Source organism: Sulfurospirillum sp. MES, assembly GCF_000789415.1.
Taxonomy (GTDB): Bacteria; Campylobacterota; Campylobacteria; order Campylobacterales; family Sulfurospirillaceae; genus Sulfurospirillum; species Sulfurospirillum cavolei.
In genome coordinates this window covers 17,986-44,417 of the sequence record NZ_JSEC01000012.1, presented here as the reverse complement: position 1 = coordinate 44,417, position 26,432 = coordinate 17,986, and the positions used below count along the sequence as shown (strand labels likewise).

24 protein-coding genes are annotated in these 26,432 nt (G+C 46.1%); 10 read left to right on the top strand and 14 right to left on the bottom strand.

What is annotated here, in order from left to right:
- The 14 genes from OA34_RS11630 to OA34_RS11565 all read right to left on the bottom strand — a co-directional run.
- A partial coding sequence (locus OA34_RS11630; protein WP_039675533.1) for a 4Fe-4S dicluster domain-containing protein occupies window positions 1-287 on the bottom strand: 287 nt, incomplete at its 3' end.
- 12 nt (window positions 288-299) lie between these two features.
- Complete coding sequence (locus tag OA34_RS11625) at window positions 300-2,576, bottom strand: molybdopterin-dependent oxidoreductase (RefSeq protein WP_286683019.1); 2,277 nt, start codon at window positions 2,574-2,576, stop codon at window positions 300-302.
- Window positions 2,573-3,133, bottom strand: a complete 561-nt coding sequence (locus tag OA34_RS13800; RefSeq protein WP_286683018.1) for a molecular chaperone TorD family protein — start codon at window positions 3,131-3,133, stop codon at window positions 2,573-2,575. The genes OA34_RS11625 and OA34_RS13800 overlap by 4 nt, the downstream gene beginning before the upstream one ends.
- Before the next feature lie 187 nt (window positions 3,134-3,320).
- Window positions 3,321-4,421 (bottom strand): redox-regulated ATPase YchF, encoded by a 1,101-nt coding sequence (gene ychF, locus OA34_RS11615; protein ID WP_039675532.1) that lies wholly within the window; start codon window positions 4,419-4,421, stop codon window positions 3,321-3,323.
- A gap of 111 nt (window positions 4,422-4,532) precedes the next feature.
- Window positions 4,533-5,501 carry an SLAC1 anion channel family protein gene (locus OA34_RS11610; RefSeq protein WP_039675530.1) on the bottom strand — a complete coding sequence of 323 codons (969 nt, stop codon included), beginning with the start codon at window positions 5,499-5,501 and terminating at the stop codon, window positions 4,533-4,535.
- 234 nt (window positions 5,502-5,735) lie between these two features.
- Entirely contained in the window at window positions 5,736-6,089 is a 354-nt protein-coding gene (locus OA34_RS11605) for a chaperone NapD (RefSeq protein ID WP_039675528.1), read from the bottom strand.
- Window positions 6,086-7,033: a WD40 repeat domain-containing protein gene (locus OA34_RS11600; RefSeq protein ID WP_039675526.1), complete on the bottom strand. Its 948-nt coding sequence runs from the start codon at window positions 7,031-7,033 to the stop codon at window positions 6,086-6,088. Before OA34_RS11600 ends, OA34_RS11605 begins: the two co-directional genes overlap by 4 nt.
- Complete coding sequence (locus OA34_RS11595) at window positions 7,034-7,540, bottom strand: ferredoxin-type protein NapF (RefSeq protein ID WP_286683017.1); 507 nt, start codon at window positions 7,538-7,540, stop codon at window positions 7,034-7,036.
- Window positions 7,540-8,064, bottom strand: a complete 525-nt coding sequence (locus OA34_RS11590; protein WP_039675524.1) for a nitrate reductase cytochrome c-type subunit — start codon at window positions 8,062-8,064, stop codon at window positions 7,540-7,542. The genes OA34_RS11595 and OA34_RS11590 overlap by 1 nt, the downstream gene beginning before the upstream one ends.
- Window positions 8,061-8,885 carry a quinol dehydrogenase ferredoxin subunit NapH gene (gene napH / locus OA34_RS11585; protein WP_039675522.1) on the bottom strand — a complete coding sequence of 275 codons (825 nt, stop codon included), beginning with the start codon at window positions 8,883-8,885 and terminating at the stop codon, window positions 8,061-8,063. The genes OA34_RS11590 and napH overlap by 4 nt, the downstream gene beginning before the upstream one ends.
- Entirely contained in the window at window positions 8,882-9,703 is an 822-nt protein-coding gene (gene napG, locus OA34_RS11580) for a ferredoxin-type protein NapG (RefSeq protein ID WP_039675520.1), read from the bottom strand. The genes napH and napG overlap by 4 nt, the downstream gene beginning before the upstream one ends.
- A gap of 287 nt (window positions 9,704-9,990) precedes the next feature.
- On the bottom strand, window positions 9,991-12,780 hold the full coding sequence (gene napA / locus OA34_RS11575; protein ID WP_039675518.1) for a nitrate reductase catalytic subunit NapA: 2,790 nt from the start codon (window positions 12,778-12,780) through the stop codon (window positions 9,991-9,993).
- Window positions 12,781-12,989: 209 nt separating this feature from the next.
- On the bottom strand, window positions 12,990-14,354 hold the full coding sequence (locus OA34_RS11570) for an OprD family outer membrane porin (RefSeq protein ID WP_039675516.1): 1,365 nt from the start codon (window positions 14,352-14,354) through the stop codon (window positions 12,990-12,992).
- A gap of 378 nt (window positions 14,355-14,732) precedes the next feature.
- Window positions 14,733-15,866, bottom strand: coding sequence for a nicotinate phosphoribosyltransferase (locus tag OA34_RS11565; protein WP_039675514.1), 1,134 nt, complete (start codon window positions 15,864-15,866; stop codon window positions 14,733-14,735).
- Between the two features lie 144 nt (window positions 15,867-16,010).
- Here OA34_RS11565 and OA34_RS11560 point away from each other — a divergent pair, with 144 nt between their 5' ends.
- The 10 genes from OA34_RS11560 to OA34_RS11515 all read left to right on the top strand — a co-directional run bounded on the left by OA34_RS11560 (window position 16,011) and on the right by OA34_RS11515 (window position 26,431).
- Window positions 16,011-16,871 carry an EamA family transporter gene (locus tag OA34_RS11560; RefSeq protein WP_039675512.1) on the top strand — a complete coding sequence of 287 codons (861 nt, stop codon included), beginning with the start codon at window positions 16,011-16,013 and terminating at the stop codon, window positions 16,869-16,871.
- 438 nt (window positions 16,872-17,309) lie between these two features.
- Window positions 17,310-17,963: a 4Fe-4S dicluster domain-containing protein gene (locus tag OA34_RS11555; RefSeq protein ID WP_039675510.1), complete on the top strand. Its 654-nt coding sequence runs from the start codon at window positions 17,310-17,312 to the stop codon at window positions 17,961-17,963.
- The gene (locus OA34_RS11550) at window positions 17,963-19,903 is read left to right on the top strand and encodes a proton-conducting transporter transmembrane domain-containing protein (RefSeq protein ID WP_039675508.1); all 1,941 of its coding nucleotides are present in this window, start codon (window positions 17,963-17,965) and stop codon (window positions 19,901-19,903) included. The genes OA34_RS11555 and OA34_RS11550 overlap by 1 nt, the downstream gene beginning before the upstream one ends.
- A gap of 12 nt (window positions 19,904-19,915) precedes the next feature.
- Window positions 19,916-20,842, top strand: a complete 927-nt coding sequence (locus OA34_RS11545; RefSeq protein WP_039675507.1) for a respiratory chain complex I subunit 1 family protein — start codon at window positions 19,916-19,918, stop codon at window positions 20,840-20,842.
- 2 nt (window positions 20,843-20,844) lie between these two features.
- Window positions 20,845-21,498: a hydrogenase 4 membrane subunit gene (hyfE, locus tag OA34_RS11540; protein WP_039675505.1), complete on the top strand. Its 654-nt coding sequence runs from the start codon at window positions 20,845-20,847 to the stop codon at window positions 21,496-21,498.
- A gap of 1 nt (window position 21,499) precedes the next feature.
- On the top strand, window positions 21,500-22,969 hold the full coding sequence (locus tag OA34_RS11535) for a hydrogenase 4 subunit F (protein ID WP_039675503.1): 1,470 nt from the start codon (window positions 21,500-21,502) through the stop codon (window positions 22,967-22,969).
- Window positions 22,970-22,978: 9 nt separating this feature from the next.
- Window positions 22,979-24,718 carry a hydrogenase large subunit gene (locus OA34_RS11530; protein ID WP_039675502.1) on the top strand — a complete coding sequence of 580 codons (1,740 nt, stop codon included), beginning with the start codon at window positions 22,979-22,981 and terminating at the stop codon, window positions 24,716-24,718.
- Complete coding sequence (locus OA34_RS11525; protein WP_039675500.1) at window positions 24,715-25,254, top strand: formate hydrogenlyase complex iron-sulfur subunit; 540 nt, start codon at window positions 24,715-24,717, stop codon at window positions 25,252-25,254. Before OA34_RS11530 ends, OA34_RS11525 begins: the two co-directional genes overlap by 4 nt.
- Window positions 25,251-26,072 (top strand): NADH-quinone oxidoreductase subunit B family protein, encoded by an 822-nt coding sequence (locus OA34_RS11520; RefSeq protein WP_039675498.1) that lies wholly within the window; start codon window positions 25,251-25,253, stop codon window positions 26,070-26,072. Before OA34_RS11525 ends, OA34_RS11520 begins: the two co-directional genes overlap by 4 nt.
- Window positions 26,072-26,431 (top strand): formate hydrogenlyase maturation HycH family protein, encoded by a 360-nt coding sequence (locus OA34_RS11515; RefSeq protein WP_039675496.1) that lies wholly within the window; start codon window positions 26,072-26,074, stop codon window positions 26,429-26,431. Before OA34_RS11520 ends, OA34_RS11515 begins: the two co-directional genes overlap by 1 nt.
- Window position 26,432: the final 1 nt, after the last annotated feature.

Here is a 26,432-nt window from a genome sequence, read left to right as displayed (position 1 = left end):
GTATGCGCCCCGACCGGACAAATGGCGACACAGGCAGGATTTTCACAGTGATTGCACGCCAACGAAAAGTAAAATCGCTCGATCGGCATCGACACTTTAGGTGCTTTTTGATATGAAGTGAGTGTCGGTAAAATATTGTTATTGTCGATCAGATAATCTTCCGCACCGATCTCACGGACTTTTCGCCACGTGACGCCTTGGTCTTGATGGTATTGGTTTTTACACGCCATAGCACAAGTATTGCATCCAAGACAGATGCTTCCGTCGACTAAAAATGCTTTTTGCATCGTCCTCTCCTCTTATAGTTTTTTGAAGTTAACAAACGTATCGTGTAACGCAACGCCCGGCGCACCCGTTTTAAACGCACCCATATCCGAACTGGTGTCATCGACGAGTTCGTTGACGTTGTAGATAGTGTTATGATAGTACTGCTCGTACATCATAAGCGTTCCTTTTTGAACGTTATCCGTTACTTTTGCACGCGAACGTAAAATGCCTTGGCGGTTGAAAACGGCAACCATATCGTCGGTGAAGACCATCTTTTCTTCCGCATCGTCGGGATTGACGTACACGTAAGGCTCCGGATGAAAATCCTCCATCCATTCCAAATTTTGGAACTGAGAGTGCAAGCTCCACCTGCTATGCGGCGAGGTCATACGGAAGCGATCGTAGGGTTTACGCACTTCAAGATACGCCGGCAATGCGCTACCGAAAAGCTCCAACGCTTTTTCGGAGTAAAACTCAAACTTACCGCTAGGGGTTTTAAACTTACCGTCGGCATACGGAATGACCGCTTTGGCTTTAACCGGACCCTTTTTAAGCTCTTCCCATGATTGGATACCGAATTGCTCGTAAATCGCCGGATTGAACTCTTTGATCGTCATCTCTTTGCTGTCCACGCTTTGCGGGAACGTACACGAACCTTTGGAGAGCTGATTCATACGTTTGGAGAGCATCGCGGCAATTTCAAGGTCGGATTTGATCTCAAAAAGCGGTTTAATCGCTTGTTCGTTGATGCTCAACCAATAATGCCAGTAAGAGACGTTGACGTCGTACTCTTCAAACTGCGTCGTAACGGGAAGAACGATGTTCGCCCATTTGGCGGTTTCGTTAAAAAATTGATCGGCGACGACCACGAGATCGAGTTGCTGAAACGCGCGAATCAACTGGTTACGATCAAAATCTTGCGCGAAAACGTTTTTACATGCGACCCAAAGAAGTCTTACTTTTGGCTCTTTGGCACTCATCAGTTCACGCGCGGTTTTATTGATGTTTAAAAAACGATCGGTATACGCCGCTTTTTCGCCGCCCACTTGGGCAAACTCGCCTTTAGCACCTTCAGGTCCCGTGTATCCCACGCTACCTTCTGGTTTGGCTTGAGAAAGTGCCGCATAATTAAAACCCCATGTATTGAGATGACCGTAGCGTGCGCCGCCCGCGTATTTGCCGATGTTGCCGCTTACTGCCACCAACGCGTCGATCGCACGGATCATTGAACCGCCGTTGGTGTGGCGTTGCATACCGTATCCCATCCAAACGGTTGCAGGTTTCGCTTTGGCGAACGATAAAGCCAACTCTTTAATCATCGCTAAAGGAATACCCGTCACTTTGGAGACGTCGTCTAATTTCACCTCTTTATCGAGGTACGCTTTGTACTCTTTATACCCTTTGGAATGAGCGTCCAACCATTTTTGATCGTGCAATTTTGCATCGATGATGATTTTTGCCATTCCCAAAGCCAACAAGCCGTCCGTTCCCGTTTTGATTTGAAGGTATTGGCTCGCTTTGGATGCCGTTTCCGTAAAAATCGGATCGATCACGACGACCTTCGCCCCTTTGCTTTTGGCTTCATAAATGTACTTCATGGAGTGTACGGAGTTTGCGGCAGGATTGACGCCCCACAGAATGATGAATTTGCTCTCTTTCATCTCTTCAGGATCGTTACACCACATATCGCCCATGTCGAGGTTTTGCGCATCGATACCCGCAGGCCAGCACGGCGTTCCCGCAAGGCGCGTCGTATAGCCAATGGAGTTAAACATACCCTCGATACCGTAATGCGTAATGCCGAAATTACCGGAATATTTGGTCAATGCCGCACCCAGTAAGGTACCGTCTTCTTTTTTCATGTCCAAAAGTTTTTTAGCAATGATGTCGATGGCTTGATCCCACGAAATACGTTTCCACGTTCCGCTTCCCTTGCCGCCGACTTGCATCATCGGATACTTAAGACGTCGTGCCGAATAGACGCGCTTGACGTACGAGTTACCTTTAACGCAACATCCGCCTCGGGTATACGTCGATTCTTGCGCACCTTCGATAAACTGCATCACGCCGTCTTTGACGTACGTTTTGATGCTACAGGTATCGTAGCAGTTTCTTGGACACGCATTACGGAAAGTTTGATAACTTTTTTCGCCTGAATAGGGGATTTTCGTATTCAAATCTTCGTTTGCCTCCAAAACGCCTCCGGGCAATGCGGATAAAACACCGCTTGCGGCAAGCCCTTTGAGAAAGCTCCTTCTGCTGATCGTGTTGTTGAGTATCTCCTCAACCTTTGCTTTGGAATAACTCATTCGTGACTCCTTGTTGTCGTTGTTTCTCTTATCAAGAATGATTTGAGCTCGTTTAAAATAAAGTGAATCGCATTGTCTCCTTCGCTTCGTCCATGCATCGCGCGTTCGATCAATTGCGGCATCCAAACCGCGATATGCTCGTGAAAAAAGTAGTAACGAAGTTCGCTTAAGTAAGCGACGTTTTTGACCTCTTCTAAATAAATCAATTGGTAATACGCATCCAGCTCCACGCCGATATGATCTTCGGGGACGATGTTTTTTAAGGGATAAAAAAAGCCCATCGTTTCGTAAAGCGATCTTACATGTAAGGTGCTTTGCGTCATCACGCTTTGAGGATCGTCGATATAGACCGAGGCAAAAGGATCGGCAATCGGTTCCATGGGACCCACGAAATAACGATTAAACAAAATTTCCAGTTCGTCCTCGTCGATCGAATGCTCGAGCGAAAACGCATCGTAAGCCTCTTTGAGCGTTTGAGAAGTGTGCGCGTTGAAAAAATCGCGCAAACGTTTGAGCGTCTCCAAACGCTCCGATCGAGGAAGAAGGTGATTTTGCATTTTAAACTCTTTATGTAATCTGTTTTATTTAGAAACGTACAAGAATGGTAAACGAAAAAAAGAGCAAAAAAATCGCAAAACAAGCAGAGAACGACGTAAAAAGTTAAATGTAGGGAAACGTTACATGTTAAGAAAAGTAGAGGAGTTTTGCCGCATACGCTATGCGGCAAAACGATAAAAGTAGAACTTAAACGTTAAATCTAAAGTGCATGACGTCGCCGTCTTGGACGACGTATTCTTTGCCTTCCAAGCGCATTTTACCCGCTTCTTTAGCGCCGGTTTCGCCCTGACATGCGATATAGTCGTCATAGCCGATCACTTCGGCGCGGATAAAACCTTTTTCAAAGTCGTTGTGAATGACCGAAGCGGCTTTGGGGGCGCGCCATCCTTTACGAATCGTCCATGCGCGTACCTCTTTGACGCCCGCGGTAAAGTACGACGCAAGCCCCAATTTTTCGAATGCCAAACGAATAATCTGTTTTAAGCCGGACTCTTGCACGCCCAACTCTTTTAAGAACTCTTCGGCCTCTTCTTCTTCGAGTGCGACCATCTCTTCTTCGACTTTTGCACACAACACGACCACGTCCGCACCGACGGTGCTAGCATGGGCTTTGACTGCTTTGACAAAATCATTTTCCTCTAAAAGTCCCGCTTCATCGACGTTTGCGCCGTAAATGACGGTTTTGTTAGAGAGGAAACGAAGCTCTTTATCCAAAGCTTCAAAGTGCGCATCGTCTTGTTTGGCAAACGTACTCACCGGTTTGAGCTCGTCTAAATGCGCTCTTAACGCTTCTGCGATCTCTAAGACTCCTTGCGCGCTTTTATCGGCTTTGGCTTGACGACGCAAACGATCGAGTTTTTTATCGAGCTGCTGCACGTCGGCTAAAATCAGTTCCGTTTCGATAATTTCGATGTCGCGTAGCGGATTGACGCTGTTTTCCACATGCGTGATGTTTTCGTCTTCAAAACAACGTACCATGTGCAAGATGACTTCGACTTCACGAATATTGGAGAGAAACTGATTGCCGAGTCCCTCGCCCGCACTCGCACCCTTAACCAAGCCCGCAATATCCACGAAATCAACGGTAGAGTGTTGAATACGCTCGGGATTGACAATTTTTGCAAGCTCTTCAAGCCGCGGATCGGGTACGGGTACGATGGCTTTATTGGGCTCGATCGTACAAAAAGGATAATTCGCTGATTCTGCATTTTGCGCTTTGGTGAGCGCATTAAACGTGGTAGATTTTCCGACATTGGGGAGTCCTACGATACCGACACCTAAACCCATAGATTGACCTTTTTAATTAACTTTTAAGGGCGATTTTACCCAAAAGCGTCTTAAAAACGCTCAAACAGGTACGAAAGAGCTTCGCCTTTCGTACCTACGGGATTCAAGCGTTTACTCTTGAACGCAGATCTCGCCTCGTTTTATATGTAAAACCGTCTGATACGCCACAACGGCTATCACGACGCTCGTTACCGCAACCATCGCATAAGAGAGTCCCCGTAAAACGAAGTCTTTGGTCTCGTGGTACATCAACATCGTGCTAATCGCCATGGCCGCCAAAGGAAACACGAATGCCCACCATGAGATAAAGAATTTGATTTTGACGAAATTTTTGTACATAAACGCCAGTAAAAGCGTAAAGAAAAGAGCAAGATTAAACAAAATCGTCGAAAAAGCGTCGATCGTTCCGTACATCTTAAAGTACGCGATAAATCCTACCGCCGGCGGCGCGATGAGAATAAACATCGTCGGCATAAATTTGACGACCAATTGATGGTGGAAAATAATGCGGTTGAGTAAAATCGCGAACAAAACGATCCAAAAGAAAAGCCCGCAACTAAAGAAGTACATCAAAATACCGTGGCTCGCAAAACCGACGCCGCCCACGGGAACCAACAAATTTCCGACGATCGGGATAAACCACGCGGGATTGGAGTGTTCCAACTCTTGATTGCGGTTGATCCAAAACGAAACGGTGTACATCGTCAAGTAAAAATGAAGCACCGTTCCGGGATACCAAAACAGTGCGGCAACCGGAGGATACACTTCTTTATACACGATGGCTAACATCAACATCGAAATCGAAATCGCCGCAAAAAAGTTAAGCCGAATCGGATGTGAAAACTCTTTTTGAACCGCGGGCGCGTATTTAAGGTATTTGAGGGCATAAATCAACGTAATAACGCAAAAAAGTAAGGTCGAAATTCCCATAAGCACCGTACCGATCCACGCACTCATCGATAACCACAATGCCGCTTTTTGGTACATAATCGTAAGACCGCTCATACCCATCACGATCGCATACATCATAATCGGAAAAAACTTGATCCTATTTTGCTCGCATGCACTTTTTTCTTCCATTTATTTCACTCCTAACTATAATATTTATTAAATATAATTATAAGAATAAACTCTTATCGATTAGAAAGCTCTAAATAAAATAATCTAGCTTTGCGAATTAATAGTCTGCTCGTAAAATCCATGGAGCGTGAAGCGTTAGAAAGGCGTCTTTTGCTTAACATGTAAAGCAAAAAAAGAGAGGGGTTTGATGAAAACCCCTGAGAAGAAGCCGTATCGAAACGGACAAAAGCGGTTTTAGTGAATCTTCTTTTTCAAGTCGCCGCGGTAGACGATATCTTTTAAAGCGACCGTGTCGTCGTTTAAAATAGGCGGTACGACGTCAGAACGCTCCAGCTTCGCTTTTTCCGCGTCCAACTCGTCTTCGCTGTACGCCATCATCATATCGGCGCAGATGACGTGCGGCAAACTTTCGATTTTTTTCATTTTCGCCATCTCTTCGTCGATATTTTCACCCTCGACCGTCACGATGATTTTACCCTTTTGGGTGTCGTGAAAATGGTATTCGCAAAAATCGCTCTTTTGGCATAAAGCGATAATCTCTTCCACATACTCGGGTTTGGCTTGAATCACAATGCTTGAAATATTCACGGTAAACTCCATATCATAATATAAGGATCGTCGCTACTGCTCACCACGCGATGATCGTCGATAAACATGATCGTATTCAGCGTACTTTTTTGACCGACGAGCGTGTGTAAACGGCTCTTTTTCGTCACGTCGAAAATCACGATGTGATTTTGTTCGTTAAACGCGAATGCCGCCAAGGTTTCATCCGCGCTTAACGCGCCCGCATACATCAAAAAATCGCCGTCAAATCGCTCAAAACTTCCGCTCAAAAGATCGTACACCACACCGCGCCTGTCTTGCCCCGCACCTAAGATTTTTTGTCGGTGAAAATCGACGTCGTACACGTTATCGACGTTGCCGCCTTTAAAGACTTTAACGATTTTTCCGCTTGCGACTTCCAAAAGACTCAACTCTCCCGACTCACACGAGCTTGCCGCTTGCGTTCGTGTTTGATTTAAAGCGATGTCGCTAAAATGCGAAGGATTGGCCTGAACGCGATAGACTTCTTTGGCGTTTTGAATATCCCATAACACGATCTCGTTACTTAAAAGTGCTATCAAAAGATGTCCTTTGTCGACAAACTTCGCTTTTGAAACAAACCAATTGCGCGAAGCATCGATCACGACTTTCGTTTGGCCGTTTTGCACCGTATAAACGCTTCGCGCTCCGTTTTCGGCTTGCACGACCGCAACATAACGTCCCTCTAACGCATCGATGGAAAACACTTTGGGAGCGACTTCTTCGCCCGTAAAATCTTTGATTTTAGGAAAAACGATTTGCGACGTTTTAACGCCGTCATTGAGGCGAAACGTCTCGATCGTTCCGACACTTGTCGCGGTAACGATCTGTTCGTTCTCAACAATCAACGCTTGCACGTTTCCGCTTGCTTGTATCTGTAATTTAGGATTGAGCGTCGCGGCACATACCAGACTCGCAACCATGATTAAACACCCGACGATACGCATTTACGCCTCCTCTTTTGTATGCATGACGATCGCCTCGCAAGGGCACACCTTAACGCATCCGCCGCACCCGTTGCACGCGTCGGCATCGATCGTCGGTCTAAACAACCCTAAAAAGCGAATAGCCCGAACGTCGCACCCGTCCAAACAACTGTTGCACAAGCTTTGATGCCATGCCATACAGGCTAGTATATCGATTTTGGCGCGTATCGGCAATACGTTAGTGCCGGTTTGTGCATTTAAAACATCCTTCGGACACGCCTGAGCGCAGGCCTCGCAAAAGCTACAACCCCCTTTTGCGAAGTCTAAGCAAGGCGTATGTGCGGCATCGAGGAGGATAATCTCCGTAGGACATGCGTTCACGCAGGGCGTATCCTGACATGTAACGCATTTTCCTTCGAACAAGGTACTATCATTGCAATAAGGCGGGCGAACACACAACGTTTTTAAATTTTTTTCGCCTTTCTTACCCAATAAAGCACCGAGTATCCCTCCTCTGCCGCTCATCATTACTTCACACCTTCATTCAAGCTGTCCAAAAGATGTGAGCGCGATTGCGCGTCTTTTGCGCGAAAATCCGGTTTGAACTCGTTTTTGACCAACGGTTCGTTGTTCGATTGCGGCGCATGACACTGAGAGCAGTTAAAACGCGCTTGCGAAAGTTCATTCAAGACCTTTTGCGTTCGCATATCGAAAAAGTGCGATTTGGGAATCGGCGTTGCTTTAACCGCTTCGGCGACTTCGGGAAGGTGACATCCAAGACACGCATTATTGTCTTTACTCATGTCTAACATTCCCTCGACGTCGTGAGGAATCATCGGAGGCGCATTCTCGTAAGAGCGCTCAAACACTTTAGATTCTCCTGCCGCCGCCGTCGAATATGCCGTATTGTCCGCAACAACGTTTTTTTCGCTGTAGAGATCGACTTTTCGTAGTCCCAATTCTTCCTCGCTGTAAGTTTGAGACACCGCACATCCGCTACCGATAACTATGCCCGCTACTAAAAGGGCAATGACTTTTTTTTGCGTTATCATTCTTTTTCTCCAACATTGATGTAATTTCTCACGCCAAACGAAAGGGCATTGCCTTCACATACGTCGATACATCTGCCGCAATTGGTACACTCTCCGAAAAGAATCGCTCCGCTTTGCTTAGAGACGATACCCAAAACGTGCTTTTCGGGGCACACCGTTTTGCATGCCATACAAGACGTACATTTCGTATGATCGTGTTTGACGCGAATGAGGCTTAAACGCCCCACCACCGAGTAAAACCCGCCTAAAGGACACACATGTCCGCACCAACCGTTTTTAACGGCGAAAAGGTCAAATAAAAAGAGTGCCAGTATCGCGGCAACGCCCATACCCATACCGAAAATGATGCCTCGATGCAACATCCCGATCGGGCTTACGATCTCAAATGCGGCAACGCCGGTAAGGAAACTTAGGACTAAACTGAGCCCTAAAAGCCAGTAACGCACACCTCTTCCCAACCAAATTTTACGCTCCGTTTGCTCTAAAAAGAGCTTTCTTCGCGTCCAATTCGCCGCATCGGTCACGATATTGACCGGACAGACCCACGAACAAAAAGCGCGTCCGCCGAAGATCGTATAAAAAAGCCAAACGAGCACGCCGCCGACAAGCACGTTAATGCTCACCGTCGCACCCGCCGCGAAAATTTGCAACAGTGCAAAAGGGTCCGCCAAAGGAATCACGCCCATTATCAGCGACGCACTGAGGTTTCCCGTTAACACACGAAAACCGTAGACGTTACCGAGCGTAAAAAGCACCAACAAAGAGAGTTGTACCAAACGTCGTGCGATTAAAAAGCGGTGTGTTTTGATCCATGATTTCATTTGAATAAATCCTCCCCGCTGTTGAGATAATCTTCAACCTTCTTTTCGCTACGTTTCGTATGCGTGGTCACCTCTTGGCTGACGTTTTCCAGACGTTTTTCGTCCGCTTTTTCCCATCCTTTGATGTAGTGTGCGCCGAGTTTTCCCTGCGCTACTTCATTCGGCAAAACGTGAATCGCCGCTTTTTCGGTAACGCAAGCGCGTTCGCATAAACCGCATCCGGTACACGTATCGGAACTCACGATCGGAATTAAGTATGCATGCTTTCCCGTACGCGTATTGCGTCGGTATTCCAGCTTAATCGCACTGTCCATAACGGGACAGGCACGATAACACGCATCGCACTGAATTCCCCAAAACGCGATACACGACTCCGTATCCACAACGGCAAGTCCCATTTTCGCTTTAAAGATGTCCAGCTTCTCTTTACCTTCTTTAATACTCGATACACTGCTCTTATTCAACGCGCCCGTCGGACATACCGGCACACACGGTATATCCGTACACATATGACACGGTATCTCTCGGGGTATGAAAAACGGCGTTCCCAAAGGCTTATTTTCTCCGGGCACCGCTAAACGCAACGTATCGTAAGGACACGCTTCGACACACTGACCGCATTTGATACACAAGCGCATAAAATCGTTCTCGTAAAGGGCTCCGGGCGGTCGTAGAATCAAGGGCGACGCTTTGGCTTCTTCAATGTAACCCGTCCATACCAAACCGCCTAAAGCACTGAGTCCTACGCTTTGCGCCATCAACGAAAGAAATCTTCGTCTCTCCGTGATCGTGGCTTTTTCATGGTTTAACTGGCTCACGACAATCCTTTTAGATCTATTTTTACACGCCGTTTGGGCAAAGCCCAACCGACTACGCTGCGCTATGCGCTAAAGCTTACCTCTTCGAGGTAGAATCTTTACATGTAACTTTTTGACGCTTTCCCTATTTCCGTTTGGGCAAAGCCCAACCGACTACGCTGCGCTATGCACAAAACAAGAACATTCATGTTCGATGTTTCTGTGAAAAGCTTACCTCTTCGAGGTAGAATCTTTACATGTAACTTTTTGACGCTTTCCCTATTTCCGTTTGGGCAAAGCCCAACCGACTACGCTTTATAAAGCTTAACGGCACACTTTTTATAATCGGTTTGCTTTGAAAGCGGACATGTCGCATCCAAGCAGACTTTATTGATAAAGACTTTTTCATCAAACCACGGAACAAACACCAAGCCTCTTGGCGTTCGGTTACGTCCACGCGTTTCGACACGCGCTTTTACGCTTCCGCGACGGCTTTCGACCCAAATCAAATCGCCTTGTTTAAAACCTTTGGCTTCGGCGTCGCTTGGGTGCATGTAGCATAACGCTTCGGGAACCGCACGGTAAAGCTCTGGAACCCGCATCGTCATCGTTCCGCTGTGCCAGTGCTCGAGTACGCGTCCGGTACACAACCACGTGTCGTATTCTTTATCGGGCATTTCGCACGGATCCATGTACGGTCTGAAGAAAATTTTTGCTTTGTTTTTAAGCGGGAACGTCTCTTCGGTGGTCGGTTTTTGCAAGTTACCTTTTTTCAAGGCTTTGGCAAACGTGCCGTAAAATGCGAAATCGCCGTTGTTCTCTTTTGCCGCATACGGATCGTATTTGGCATTGAAACGCCATTGCGTCTCTTTACCGTCCACGACCGGCCATTTTAGACCTCTTACTTTGTGGTACGTATCAAAATCCGCCAAATCGTGTCCGTGACCGAGACCGAATTTTCGATACTCTTCCCAAATCGCTTTTTGGATAAAAAATCCGTATCCCTTCCACTCTTTACCGTCGCTTCCGGCAACGCCTCGGCTATCGCCGAATACTTCGGTATTGTCAAAACCTTCGCCGATAGCGTCTTTGGCTTTGAACGATTTGAAGTAATCATTGGCAAATAAAACGTCGAAAAGCGTGTCGGTCTCTTTATACCCCATCGCTTTTGCCGCTTCGATGACGTTTGGTAGTTTACCGCCCTTAATCGTTTGTTCGCCCCAGACGTCTGCGATCGTAAAGCGTTTGGAAAGCTCGATCCATTGCCACGTATCGCTCATCGCGTCGCCTACAGGGAGGACTTGTTGTCGCCAGTGTTGCGTTCTTCGCTCGGCGTTACCGTATGAACCCCATTTCTCGTAAATCATCGCCGAAGGTAAGATAAGATCGGAAACCTTCGCAGAAATTCCCGGATACGCATCGGAACAAACGATGAAGTTATCCAGTTCGCGCGCCGCTTTGATCCAATGGTTCGCGTTGGCACTGTCTTGGTAAGGATTGCACACGTTGACCCATGCGAATTTAATCTTACCGCTTTCGATTTGGCGGTGGATATTCATAATGTGTTGGTATCCCATCGGATTGAGCGTGCCGGCAGGTAAATTCCAAATTTTTTCACTGATTTCCCTATGTTTTGGAATGGAAACGTCCATATCCGCCGGTAGACGATGCGTAAACGTTCCGACTTCACGCGCCGTACCGCACGCACTCGGCTGTCCCGTCAACGAAAATGCGCCCTCGCCCGGTTTGGCTTGTTTGCCTAAAAGGAAGTGAACCATGTAAGATTGTTCGTTGACCCACGTACCTCGTTGGTGTTGGTTAAAGCCCATCGTCCAGAAACTAACGACTTTGCGATTTTTTTCGATGTACAAGTCGGCCAATTGTTTTAATTTAGCTTTATATGCGTCAAGCGACTCGTTTGGATCGCCTTTAGCGATTTTTGCGACGTAATCTAACGTATACGGCTCTAATGCCTTTTTAAAATCTTCAAAGCTAATTTCCCAATGCAAGATCGCTTTGTCCGCGTTTTTCATCTCCATAAGATCGCCCGCTTTAACGCCTAAATGCGCTAATCCCGGAGCTTCTTTTTCGCTGATGACTTTGGCGTCTTCTTTTTTAATAATCTCCAACTCTTTGGCACTGTAGCCGAGTTTTTTTGCTTCGGCTTCGGTTCGCATCCCGTAACCGATGTTTGCAAAACCCGTTGCGAAAACAATGTTTTTCTTCACAAAATCCCAATCGATCGCTTCGGGGTGATTGTAAACGATTTCGCGTGCAATATAGTTCCAAATGGCAAGATCGGTACTCGGAGAAAAAATAATCTCAAGGTCGGCTAAATCCGAACAGCGGTGCGTGTAGGTGGAAAGGTTGACGACTTTAACGCGATCGGGCGCGGTTAATTTGCGATCGCTGACGCGTGACCATAAAATCGGGTGCATTTCCGCCATATTGGCGCCCCACGTAATAATCGTATCGGTCAACTCGATGTCGTCGTAGCAGCCCGCAGGTTCGTCGATACCGAACGTTTGCATAAAGCCGACGACCGCCGAAGCCATACAGTGGCGTGCGTTGGGGTCGATGCCGTTGGCACGGAAGCCCGCTTTCATCAATTTTGCGGCGGCATAGCCTTCTTGAATCGTGTATTGACCCGATCCGAAAACGCCGATTGCCTCAGGTCCGCCCGCTTTAAAGGCGGCTTTGATGTGTTTTTCCATCTCGTCAAACGCGCGCTTCCATGAAACGGGTTTGAATTGACCTTTTTTATCGAATTCGCCTTTATCGTTGACGCGAAGTAGCGGTTGTTTCAATCGATCCGCACCGTACATGATTTTGGCGTTAAAATAACCTTTGATACAGTTCAGTCCGCGATTGACCGGAGCGGCAGGATCGCCTTTAACGGCGACGATTTTTCCCTCTTTCGTCGCAACCATAATACCGCAACCGGTACCGCAGAAACGACAAACGGCTTTGTCCCATCGCCAACCGGCCTCTGCTTGCTCGCTCGCCGCTTTAAGCTCGCTTGGCACGCTAATGCCCACCGCGGCGGCGGCACTCGCGGCAGCCGTTGTTTTTAAAAAGTCCCTTCGTGAAAGTGACATCGTGATACCTCCTGATTTGAGTTTCGGAGTCATTCTATCACTAAGCAAAAATCCAATCTATGACTTAAGTCAATACGTTAATTGTATAAATTTAATTTTTGAGGAGAAGGCGGCTTTACATGTAAGGAAAATTTTGATAGGAATTTAGATGCTAAAGGTAGAAACGACGGCATTTCTGCCGCCGTTTTAAAGATGCAAACGCGTGCAAATTAGAATTTATAGTTAGCTCTAAAGCGCATCTCGTTAGAGTTTACGGTTACCGTATCATCTTTTTTAGCATCTTCGTACTCTAAAGACAAGGTCAAGCCTTTGAGGGAAGGAATGTCGTAAGCGATTTGACCGCTCCAAAATTTTGATTCCGTATCAACAGTAACACTGTTCAACACGGCTCCCGTAATCGTTTTGGCGTCTTGGTTAACTTTGGTGTATTGACCCAAAACTTTAAGTCCCGTAACGCCGATTTTTGAGAAATCGTAACCGACTTCGATTTTATAGGCATCCGTATCGGCACCGGAAGTGACTTCCGCACCTTTGATGAGCGGAGCCGTATACGTGGTAGGACCGTTACCCGCACCTAAGAGGACGGATTGGTTGCTAGAGACGGTACTGTAAGCAAAAGAAGCGTTAAAACCTGCTAGCTCGCTAAATCCGATACGTCCTTGGTACATATCACCCTCAACGTGGAAACTATCAAACGTAGGATTGGACGTTCTTGAACCGCGATACGTTGCATCAAGAAGTACTTTCATCGCACTAAGAGGTACGACGTAATTACCTTCGGCATAGAATACGTTGGCATCACCGCCTTGTGTTAATTCAACATCGTTAACAAACAAGTATTGACCCGTTAACGTCAAGTTGGTGATCGACTTGTTAATCGCAGCCGCCGTGTAAGCTCCGTCAAATCCGAAAACATTTGAGCCCCCGTTTGCCGCACCCGTTCCGTAAAATACCGCTTCTTTTTTAAAGCTAGGCATCTCGGAATCTCCACCGGCTACGGTTTTGTCATAATCGGATGTTCGACCTTGAAATTTGTCGGAGTAACCGGCAACCAATGTCGTATCTGGAAGATCCGTATTGACAAGAACTGCCGCTTGAAACGCTTCTTTGAACATACGTGAGCCGGAACTGTTAACCAATGGACTCGAGATGAATTGGCGACCTACTTTTGCCGTTGTTTTACCAAGCGTATACGTTACGTATGCTTCAGAAAGTACCGCGCCCGAGCCGTACATATCCGTTGCATAAAGATTTTTTGCGTCTTTATCGGCAAAAGGAGAATAGCTTCCCTGAAATGTCGCTCCAAAACCGAAGCCGAATAACGGATCCGTGATATAACCAAGTACGACGCCCGTGGTAAAGATATCGGCATCGCCTTTACCGAGTGTTCCCGATGCACCCGGTGTCGAAACGGTCGGATTCGCAGCACCCGTATCTCTATCAAAATACCAGGCGCGTAATTCACCGCTGACTTTACCGTTTTTAAACGCATCGGCAAGTGTATCCGCCGCAAATGAACCGGACGCGAGTCCGGCAACAACCATAGCCACCAAGCTAAGTTTAGCTAACTTCATAATTCCTCCTTTTAAAAAGTGTGAAGCTTCTTACCTAATTTAACATGCCCTATCCGTTAAGTTATGAAAGAAGCTCAGTAGCATCTTACATTAGTTGTATAGCATGAAAATAGCATAAATTTTTAAGATTATTTTAAAATAAACGAGAAAAAACACCGGTTGGTCGTTTACGCTTTATCCTTACATGTAAAGATAAAAGTTTCTTTTTGCGACAGCAATACCATTGTCTTTTTGGGTAAATACGTAACAGTAGAAATTGATTGGCAGAAGCAAAGAGAGGAGTGAAAGGCATTTGAACGCATCAACACTAAAAAAGAGTCTTATGATGCTTTACATGTAAAGTATTTTCATCCTCTCTTGCGACTTCACTAAAACACTTTAACGACTCTTCTTAAGCAAAAACTCCCGCCCTACTTTTACCCTTGGCACACCGCCGTAAGCGATGATGTCGGCAGTCGCATTGGTTTCACTCCATTTATCGGGTAGAAATGAACCAGTCCCGATGATATCGATGGGCGCTTTTGCCCATGCCATTGAGCGGCACTTTTGCGGTGTAAAGCCTGAAGAGGCGATGATGCGCACTTTTGAAAATCCTGCGTTGTCGAGAGATTCCCTCATACTCCATATCGCTGCGGCTGAAACGCCTGTGCCGATGAGATCATGCAGTTCCGCTTCGGTGCGATAATCTCTCACGGCATCAGGAGCGTGGCGTCCGAGCACGTCATAGCTTTTTTGGGTATCAAGCCCCTCTAAAAAGCGTCCGCCGTGGGTGTCGAGACGCACGGCGATCTTGCCCTCGTGCGCTAACGCAGGAAAAGCGTTACAGACTTCTAAGGTATCGGTGATTTCACGTCCGAAATAGTCCGCCAAGATAGGGATGTTTTCATCGGGAAAACATTCATGGAACATTTGAGCCGCTTTTAACGTTGAGCCGGCATAACCGATGAGCGCGTGAGGAACGGTGCCCAACCCTTTTTCACGCCCAAAAAAATGCGCCGTCGCATCGGTCGCGTTGCCGATAAATCCTACCGCTCCAAGTTTGCGTTGCGCCGCTTTTGAGCCGACCGATGCTCCATACGCCATGATCTCCGCCATTTGCGTCCCAGCGCAATGCCTTGCATCCATCGCTAAAAAGGCAACATGCGGAAGGATTTGGCACATCTCGTAAGCATTGTACGCCGCAACGCACGCCGAGCCCAATTTTTGCAAGATGAGCGTTTCATGTTCTGCTAAAAATGCAAACGAACCCGACAGGTAAAACAGCGGCTCGCCCGCACCCACCCATTCGCCCTCCTCGTGCAGCACTTCAATGCCGATCGTTTGCCACGCTTTCTTGGCTTGCTCTTTGATATACACCGTGGAAAGGCGCACCGCTGAGAGAACGGGACGGCGTAAGAAGAAAGCGTACGTGACTTCCGTGTCGCCGAAACGTTCGACGATCGTTTTGGTGTTGGAAAAATATTTATCGGTCCATGCCGATACGTCATTGCATGCATATTGATTACGTGGCATACGATTCCTTTATCGTTTCATAGCGACCTTATAGTCTTCTTTTGCTATACAATCGCTTAGAAAACTTTTTAAACAAGGCATCTTTTGAGAGGATTGCCTTTAAATTTATCGCCTACATGTTATACTTTTCGAAAGGATTTTACGATGCGATATTTGCTTTTAACCACCTTTATTTGGGCGTTTTCGTTTAGTTTTATCGGTGAAATTTTAGCCGGTCGGGTCGATAGCTATTTTGCGGTGCTGGTACGCATCGGTCTTGCATCGCTGGTCTTTTTACCTTTTACGAAATTTCGAGGCATAGATAAGGCGTTAAAAGTTAAAATCATGCTCATCGGCAGTGTGCAAATCGGTTTTATGTATATCTTCTTCTATCAATCGTTTTTATTTCTCAGCGTTCCGGAAGTCATTCTTTTTACGATTTTTACGCCTATTTACGTGACGTTGATTTACGATGGACTGAAAGGACAATTCAACCCGTTGTATCTTGTCAGTACGGGAATGGCAGTTTTGGGGGCGTATATTATCCGTTACCAAAACGTCGATTCCGAATTTATTACGGGTTTTTTGATGGTACAAGGAGCCAATATCTGTTTTGCCCTCGGACAAAGTGCTTATAAAAAAGTAATGGAATCCAACCCAAATATCATACATAGTGATGTATTCGGGTACTTTTACTTCGGTGCATTGCTTGTCGGTATCGTCGCTTTCGCTTTATTGGCCGATCATAGCAAACTCTCGCCCACGCTTTTACAGTGGAGCGTCTTGCTTTGGCTAGGAATCGTCGCTTCGGGGATCGGCTATTTTTTATGGAACAAGGGTGCTTGCGATGTCGATGCGGGAGTTTTAGGTATCATGAACAACGCATTGGTTCCGGCAGGGTTGGTGATGAACCTTCTGCTTTGGAAAACACCCGTCGATTACGTTTCACTGTCGATCGGAAGCGGCATTATCCTCTTTTCGTTAGTTTTGCATTACCGCTTGATCAACCGCAAGCACGCCCTATAGCAGTCTTTTTTTCCTCACGTTTTCATTCGTAAAGAAATTCGTGCTAAACTACTACTAAGGTCAGAAAAAACCGATCTTTTGATTGAAAAACCTTTTATCTTTTGTTAGTTTTTAATTAAGATTTTGAATTAGTTTATTTACTCAGCTATTTTCATGCTATGAACTTAATGTAAGATTTCTTCGAGGGAAGATTTAGGCATTTAAGGTCTTGGTAGGTCTAAATCAATCTATCATAACGAAGTCATTCGAGTATGATATATTGGTTTAAGAAGTATAGTTAGTCTATACATAGAGCTCTTTGATAATCCATATAAATACTAAAGAGTTTGCTTAAGAGTTGATGCACTTTTAAGGCAACGGCCAAAAGCAATACTCTTTAATTTCAACAGGTTATCAAAGAGTTTTATTAAAAATTACACAAATCATAGAGGAACGTCTATGTCCAAAGTTCATAAATTTGTTATTACAAATCCGGATATCTGCATTGCATGTAACGCCTGCATGAAAGCTTGCGTGAAACATGCTTATATACGTGGGAAGCTCTCCAAAGCAAGGCTCGACGTGCTCAGCTTAGAGAGCGGTAAAATGCCCAATCAATGCCGTCAATGCGACGATGCGCCGTGTGCCAACGTTTGTCCGACGGGTGCGCTTCGCATTGACAATGCATGCGTTGAGCTGTGCGAGGAGATTTGCATCGGCTGTAAACTCTGTACGATTGCCTGTCCTTACGGAGCTATTCACGTCGATGCGGAATGCCCGCCTTCCGTTCGAGACGAATGGGAAAGCAACTTGGAAGCCGGTTGCGTCAGCGGGCTCAAAAGCATCGCAATTAAATGCGATTTGTGCGCGGGTATCGAAACCGGCCCTGCATGTGTCGGCGTTTGCCCGACGGGCGCGCTCGTTATGATCGACCCCGTGCTTGAAGAGTGCAAATTCGGCAAAAAAATCAAAGGCGATATGGCTCCGTTTTTAAAAGCCGTCGTTCCGAATGCGAATATTGAAAATATCCCGGCACCCGAAATCAAAAAGCCCAAAGAGCCCAAACCCGCACCGGCTCCGGAAACATCCGAATCCACTAAAGAGGAAGCCTAATGCAAACGATATACACTCTTTTTTTATTAACCTCGCTTGTCTCTCTCGCGCTGTATAAAAAACCGCTTCTTGCGCAAAAAATAGGATTTGGTTGTGCCGGTCTTATTTCGCTTTACGCAGCGGTTTTTTTCTTTTCCAACCTCGATGAAACGATGTTGTGGAAATTGCCGGGCAGTTTTATCAGCTTGCCGCTTTTTAAGCTCGATTCACTCGGAATGTTCTTTAGCTTCTTGGTCAGTTTCATCGCCTTTGCGGTTTCGCTTTTCAGTTTCGATTATGCAAAGTTTTACGAGAAAAAAGCCAATTTAGCGGTTTTTGCCTCCTTGTTTAACGCATTTATCCTCTCCATGCTTTTAGTCATCGCGAGCGATAACGTCTTTTCGTTTATGCTTTTATGGGAAGTGATGACGCTCCTTTCGGCACTCTTGATTCTCATCAACGACGAAGAGGGTGCGGGCAAACGCGTCATGATTTATCTCGGTATCGCACAAATAGGAGCTTCGTGTTTGATGGTCGCGCTGATTATTATGGCAAGCCTTGCCGGTACGTTTGAGTTTAGTCAATTTGAACATCTCGACATCGGTATGGGTATGAGCATAACGCTCTTTTCGCTTCTTCTTTTGGGACTCGGCTCCAAAGCGGGTATGTTTCCGTTTCACGTTTGGTTACCCGTTGCCTACTGCCAATGCCCCTCAAACGCTTCGGCTCTCATGAGCGGCGTTATGATTAAAGTTGCCCTTTTTGCGTTTATCAAATTTTCGCTTCTTTTACCTCAAGTCGTTTATTTCGGTTATATCCTGCTTGCAATCGGAGCACTAAGCTGTATCTTCGGTATTATCTATGCGTTAATTTCCAACGATTATAAAGCCTCTATCGCTTACAGTTCGTGCGAAAACGTCGGTATCATCTTTTTAGGACTCGGCGGTGCGTTTTACGGTTTGGGAACCGACTCGCCGATCATTGCGTTAATGGGATTTATCGCAGGGTTTTACCATATTTTAAACCATGCGGTTTTCAAATCGCTTCTATTTATGCTCAGCGGTAACATTTTTACCGAAACCCAAACACGCGATATGGACGCGCTTGGCGGATTGCATAAAAAGATGCCGATCACGTCCGTTATCTTTTTTGTCGCAGCACTTTCCATTTGTGCGCTTCCGCCGCTTAACGGCTTTGCAAGCGAATGGCTCATCTATAAAACATCCGTCATAGGCGGTATGGCAGAAGGCGGAAGTTCTCGCTTTTTCTTCTCGCTCGCCGTTATTGCGCTTTCCATTACCGGAGCAATGGCGATTATGGCATTTTCCAAAGTTTACGGCGCGATTTTCTTAGGTGTCGCACGGGATAGCAAAAGCATTGAAAACGCTAAAGAGGTTTCCGTCGGTAGACTCGCTCCGCTAGCCTTACTCGCAAGTCTTTGCGTCGGTTTCGGTCTCTTTATGAACGACATCGTAGGCATGCTCACGAAAATCGTTCTAACGATCATACCGCAAACCAGCGCCGGCGTCTCAGGGCTGATCTCCATGCCGCTTATCGTGGCAATCATGCTCTTATGTTCCGTATTGCCTTTTGTCTTCCTCTATTTCCTCAAAGCCAACAACAAAGAAGTACGCGTAAGCGACCCTTGGGCATGCGGCTTTTTATACAATAAAAACATGCAAATCGGCTCCAACTCTTTTACCGGAGACGTGAGGAAGGCGTTAAGTTTTCTGATCAAACACGAGCAAGAGATCAAATTGGACGGCTATTTTTCCAAAGCGGTCTATATCAAGAAAACACACGACTTTTTTTGGGAAAAACTTTACAAACCCGTCATTGATCTTGTGATGAACATTGCCGAAGAAATCGGTATTTTTCAAAACGGACGAACCAACCTTTACGCGGGTTATATTTTGATTTATCTTTGTTTGATACTCATTTTTGGGTACTACTACTTATAAGGAGAGGGCACGATGGATTTTATTTACCTACTATTACAACTGGTGTCAGCGATCATAGTGGCTCCTCTTTTTGACGGTATTTCACGAAAATTAAGAGCCAAATTTCAATCGCGTATAGGACCGAGCATTTTTCAAACCTATTACGACATTTTTAAACTCTTAAAAAGAGGACGCACCAAATCAAGCAGTACGAGTTACGTTTACCAAATCGCACCCTACTTGCTTTTTATCAGCGCGGCGGCGATGTTTTGTACCTTACCGATTACGTACGGGGCGAATTCAAGTGCCTTGACACACTTTTCGGACATTTTCGTATTGCTCTATTTTGGAGCATTGTTCCGCTTTATCTTTATCGTTGCGGGTATCGATACCGCCAATCCTTATGCGGGTATTAGTGCCAGCAGGGAAGGAACCATCGGTTTTTACACCGAAGAAGTTGCCGTCATTTGTCTGATCGTCGTGATGATGGGTACGGGAAGTACCGGTTTGCCTTTTATCTCTTCTTTGGTACAAACGGGAGAGTACGGTTATGCGATTCCTTCTTTTGCCATCGCTTCTACGGCTTTCTTGTGGGTCATGTACGTTGAGACGGGTCGAAAACCTTACGATTTGGCAGAAGCCGAACAAGAGTTGCAAGAGGGAGTGCTCGGAGAATTTTGCGGCAAAGATTTTGCGATCATCGATATAGCGATTTTATTGAAGCAAATTACGGTATTAGGCTTTTTCCTTGTCGTGTTTATGCCTTGGGCGGGACTTGTCGATAATCCGATTTTATCGTTGGTGCTTTTCTTGGTCGAAGTAGGCTTTTTATATGTGATGGGCGTTTTTATCGATAACTTCGGACCGAGATTTACGATCAACAAAGGAATGAAACGCACGATGCTCTTTGCGCTTGCGATTTCGTGTACTTCGTTAGTACTCTATATTATGGGGATTTAACTATGGCAACTATTAACCTAATCGATATTATCGCCGTCTTAATGATGGGAACGAGTTTTGCGGTCTTTAGTTTAAGACAATACCGACACAGCGTTTTGGCGTATGCCCTGCAAACGCTTTTATTGGTTGCGATCTTTTTGGCGTTGTACGACAAATACGATTCGCACGAACTGTTGGTTTGGTCCGTTACCGCTTTTATCATTAAAGTGGTCTGCGTACCGCTTTACCTCTTGCGATTGATCAAAAAACTAGGCGTTGTCGTCGAGGACGAACCCGTGGGCGGCTTTTTTATCTCGCCCGTCGTAGCACTTAGCTTTTCGCTGGCGGTTGCGATGATGTTTTACAAAGTGTTTGTTCACTTTTCGATTTTTAAAGACGTCTTACCGCTTTTTGCCGCTTCATTTATCTTTATGATGGGCATTTTCGGCTTTATTTTACGAACTTCTTTTCTTAAACAGATCCTTTCGTATTGTCTGCTTGAAAACGGCATTCACTTAAGTTTGGCGTTGATGGCATACACTTCACATGAATTGGTCGAAGTGGGCATTTTAACCGACGCCGTTTTTGCGGTCATTATTATGAGTATTTTGGCAAAGCGATTTTACGCCTCTTACGGAAGTCTCAATACATCTAAAGCGGTCAATTTAAGGGGATAACATGGATCTTTTATTATTAATACTCACCGTACCTTTTGCTTTTGGCGTTATCATGTTCTTGATGCCGCTTCATTTTAAGTTTTTGCAGACGTTTCATATCCTCTTGAGCGTGATTGTTTCGTCGCTTTTATTGTGTGCCGTAGGCAAGGTCGTCAATAAAGAGGTGCTCTCCTTATTTCACGACTTTATCTTTTTAGATTCGATGGGGGCTATCTTTTTGTCGCTCATCGCCATTACGGGACTTCTTGCCAACGTTTACGCCACGACCTATATGAAATGGGAACTAGAGGGCGGACATATTAGCTTGCGTGAAGTCAAAAACTACTTTGCGCTCAGTTTTATCTTTACGTGGACGATGAGTTTAAGCGTCTTATGCAACAACATCGCGTTTATGTGGGCGGCTATCGAAGCTACGACGCTTGCGTCCGTATTTCTCGTCGCGGTTCACAACGATAAAAAATCGACCGAAAGCGGTTACAAATACATCGTATTGTGCAGTATCGGTTTGGCGTTTGCACTGTATGCAACCATTTTACTTTACTCTGCCGCCAACGGTAAAATCGACGGCGAAGCGATGCTCTATACCAACTTGCTTGCCAATGCGGCAAGTCTAGACCCTATGGCGTTAAAACTGGTCTTTATCTTTGCGTTAATCGGTTTTGGAACCAAAGCCGGATTGGCACCGACGCATACGTGGCTTCCCGACGTTCATGCCGAAGGACCCGCACCGACATCCGCATTGCTCTCGGGCGTACTTTTAAAATGTGCGATGTTAGGATTGATTCGCTATTACGCGGTCGTTGCTAACGGCGTCGGATTTGATTTTGTCGAAACGGTTATGGTAGTGAGCGGTACGTTAACGCTTTTCGTCTCCGCCTTTTTCTTGATTCGCCAACATAACGTCAAACGTATGTTTGCGTATCACTCAATCGCGCATATGGGCGTTATCGCGTTTGGTTTGGGCGTGGGCGGTGCTATCGGATTGTTCGCGGCCTTGTTTCACTGTGCGGCGCACTCGTTTACCAAAGCCTTAGCCTTTTGTTCAACCGGCAATATCGCCAGAATTTACGGTACGAAAGATATGACCAAAATGGGTAGCATGATCCGCATCGCGCCTCTAACGGCGGTACTCTTCGGTATTGCGATCTGTTCATTGGTCGGTGTTCCGGGATTTGCCATTTTCGTCAGCGAATTTTTAATCTTTAAAGCCGCTGCCATTGACGGTAAATACATTTTAATGGGTATCTTTGCGGTTGCCTTAGCGATTATTTTTATCGCCGATTTTTCACACTTCTTTTTAGCATCCTTCGGTAAAGTGGAAGGTAAAGTAGAGCATAACGGCGAAATGAAGCTCAGCGAAAATTTACCGTTGATTGCTTTAGCCGTTTTGATCGTAAGCTTCGGTGTTTGGCAGTTCGATTCCTTTACGTTCTTACTTGATCAGAGCGTTAAAACCATACTAAAACAATAGGACTTTCTAATGAAATGCGATAAATTTATAGAAGCGCTAGGACAAAGAGTTAAAATTTTAGAAGTCACGAGGCAGTACGAAGATCAAGTGACCGCTTTAGTGGAGCTAAACGACCTTCCCGAAGCGGTACGTTTCTTGTATTACGATATGGGCGGTTATCTCTCCACGATGATTCCCAACGACGAGCGAAGCATCAACAAACATTATGCGCTTTACTACGCGCTTTCGATGGAAGGCGGCAAAATGTTTGAGGGAGACGAAATCGCACAAGACGAAAAATGTTTCGTTACCGTTAAAGTGCTTATCTCTCCCGAATCATTGGTTTTCCCGTCCGTGACGCCGTTGGTGCCGGCTTGCGTCTGGTATGAAAGAGAAGCTTACGATATGTTCGGTTTGATCGCCGAGGGCTTGCCCGATAAAAGACGCTTGGTCTTAAGCGACGACTGGCCGGACAATCTCTTCCCGCTTCGAAAAGACGCGATGGATTACCGCTATCGTCCCGATATGAAAGAGCATTATATGGAGCCCGAATACGACTTTTTACGTCCTGAGGGTTCGGGGATGATCGACGTACCTTTGGGACCTTTGCATATTACGGCGGACGAACCGGGACACTTTAGACTCTATTGCGACGGCGATACCATTATCGATGCGGATTACCGACTCTTTTACCAACACCGCGGTATGGAAAAACTTGCCGAGAATCGTATGAACTACGATCAAATGGGCTATTTAGCGGAACGCGTATGCGGTATTTGCGGTTACGCCCATGCGATTGCGTGTATCGAGGCGGCGGAAAAAGCGATTAACTTGGAAATTCCAGCTCGTGCGCAAGCCATTCGTATCGTCTGTTCGGAGATCGAAAGACTTCACAGTCACCTTTTAAATATCGGTTTGGCATGCGAAGTGACGGGTAACTACAACGCGTTTATGCACATTTTTAGAATTCGCGAATACTCGATGAAACTTGCCGAACTGGTCACCGGCGGACGTAAAACTTACGGTAACGTCGTTATGGGCGGACTAAGACGCGATATGACGGGTCATGAGATAAAAGAGAGTTTACGCATCTTGCATATCATCGAAACGCAAGTCGAAGAGGTTTGGGATGCCGTGATGGACGATCAACGCCAAATGAAACGTTGGAAAGGTGTGGGAATTCTTGATAAACAAGTCGCACGCGACTTTTCGCCCGTCGGTCCGAACATCAGAGGTAGCGGTATTAAACGCGACACCCGTTACGACCACCCGTACGACTTTTTCAAACAAGTCAAATTCGATGTTGCGGTTGTCGAAGGCGGCGACGTATTTGCCAGAGAGATGGTGCGTTATATGGAACTCAAAAGCTCCGTTTCCATCATTCGCCAATGCTTCGAGTTGATGCCTCAAACCGCGATCATCGTCGATCCGAAATTTCACGTTAAACCCGAGAACTACTCTTTGGCGTACGTCGAAGCACCCAGAGGCGAGAACGTTCACTGGATCATGCAAGGCAGCGCGCAAAAAGTGTATCGCTGGAGATGCCGTGCCGCAACGTACAACAATTGGCCGAGCCTTCGTTTTCAATTCCGCGGTAATACGATTGCCGACGCCGCCCTCATCGTGTGTAGCTTAGATCCGTGCTATTCATGTACGGAGCGTGTAACCGTCGTGGACGTTCGAAGCAAAAAAAGCAAAATTTTGACGCACAACGATTTGAAAGCGTTTTCGCAAACCCTTAAAAACAGTCCTATGAAGGATCTCAAATGATGAAACTTCTCGATATTAGTAAAAAATACGGCGAAATTACCCATAAGTACCCGTTTGAGCCTTATAAAGTCGCCGAAAATTTTCGCGGCAAACCCGCTTATATTTACGATCTTTGTATCGGTTGCGCGGCATGCGGCGTTGCCTGCCCGTCCAATGCGATTACGGTACAATTGAACGAGAATAAAAGCAAATTAATATGGGAATTCGACTGCGGACGCTGTATCTTTTGCGGAAGGTGCGACGAAGTGTGCCCGACCGGTGCGATTAAGCTAAGTGAAGAGTTTGAACTGGCGGTTAAATTCGATAAATCCGCGATGATTCAAAGGGGAGAACTGGAAGTACAATGTTGCAGCGAATGCGGCAAACCTTTCAGTGCCAAACGCTTGGTCAAATACAGTTTAGAGTGTTTAAGTAAAGCCAATTTGGGCGAAAAACGATTGGAAGAGGCAAAAAGTTACGTCAGCGTTTGCCCTACATGTAAAAAAACGGCTACGGTAGCAAACTTTACCGCCGGCAAAGAGATGGTGATAGAATGAAAACGTATGAAGTTCCTCAAAATATTCAAGACGCCAACGACTTAGAGCAAAAACTGGAATTGCTCAAACACATCGGACGTAGTTTTAGCGTTTATCGCATCGACTGTGGAAGCTGTAACGGCTGTGAAATCGAAATTTTTGCCGCCATTACGCCGCTTTGGGATCCCGAACGCTTCGGTTTCAAACTCGTCGCCAACCCTCGTCATGCCGACATTTTACTCTGCACGGGTCCCGTGACGCGCCAAATGTACTATCCGCTACTTCGCGCCTACGAAGCCACGCCCGATCCTAAAATCGTCGTAGCACTTGGAGCATGCGGTGCTACCGGAGGCATTTTTTACGATGCCTATAGCGTGCTCAGCGGCATCGATAAGATTATTCCGGTCGACGTTTACATTCCGGGGTGCCCTCCGCATCCGGCGAGCATCATCTACGGGCTGACCACCGCTCTTGGCGTTATGGATCAAAGACTGCAAAAAACAAGCTTTGAACACGATAACGAAATGCCGCCCGCGGTCGAAGATTCCGTTTTAGGCAATACCCTTTTCGAGAGGGATTTGTTGGTGCACTCCAAACGTCTTATGAGCTATATTTTCGGACGCAAACTGTACGACAAATACCTTGCGGCACTCGTCAAAAGCGGCAATATCAAAGACACGAAAGCGACCAAAGCCGCGATTACCGAAGCGATGAAAAAAGAAGACGACCCGCGCTATGCGGAGTGTTTGGGTATTTTGCATAACGAGATTTATACCCAATACGTTCCGTGTCAAGAAGAGGATAAAATCAGCCTTCATCGCGTGAAGTGGGGACGCTAATGGTTGAAGTCTATAAACTGATGCAACGGCATCTCGACGGCGCAAAATCGGGCGACGCCAAACTCGACCAGATCAAAATCTTTTCGACATGTATCGGTCATGGCGTCGGAACGATTGATTTTAGTGAGAAAGTGTTGGAAATACCCGAATGTGAATTCGACGAGATCGTGGCACACGGCGGAGAATATCTCAAATTCAAAATCGGTAATCTAAGTCGGTATTTTGAAATCGAAATTTTCCCCGAACATGCCGCGCAATTGGTTCCTCAAATGCTCGAATGCCCTTTAAAAGAGATTCTTGCAAACTTAAAAGAGGGCTATTTGGTGTTGCGTAAAGATTTTCAAACATCCAGAGCATAGG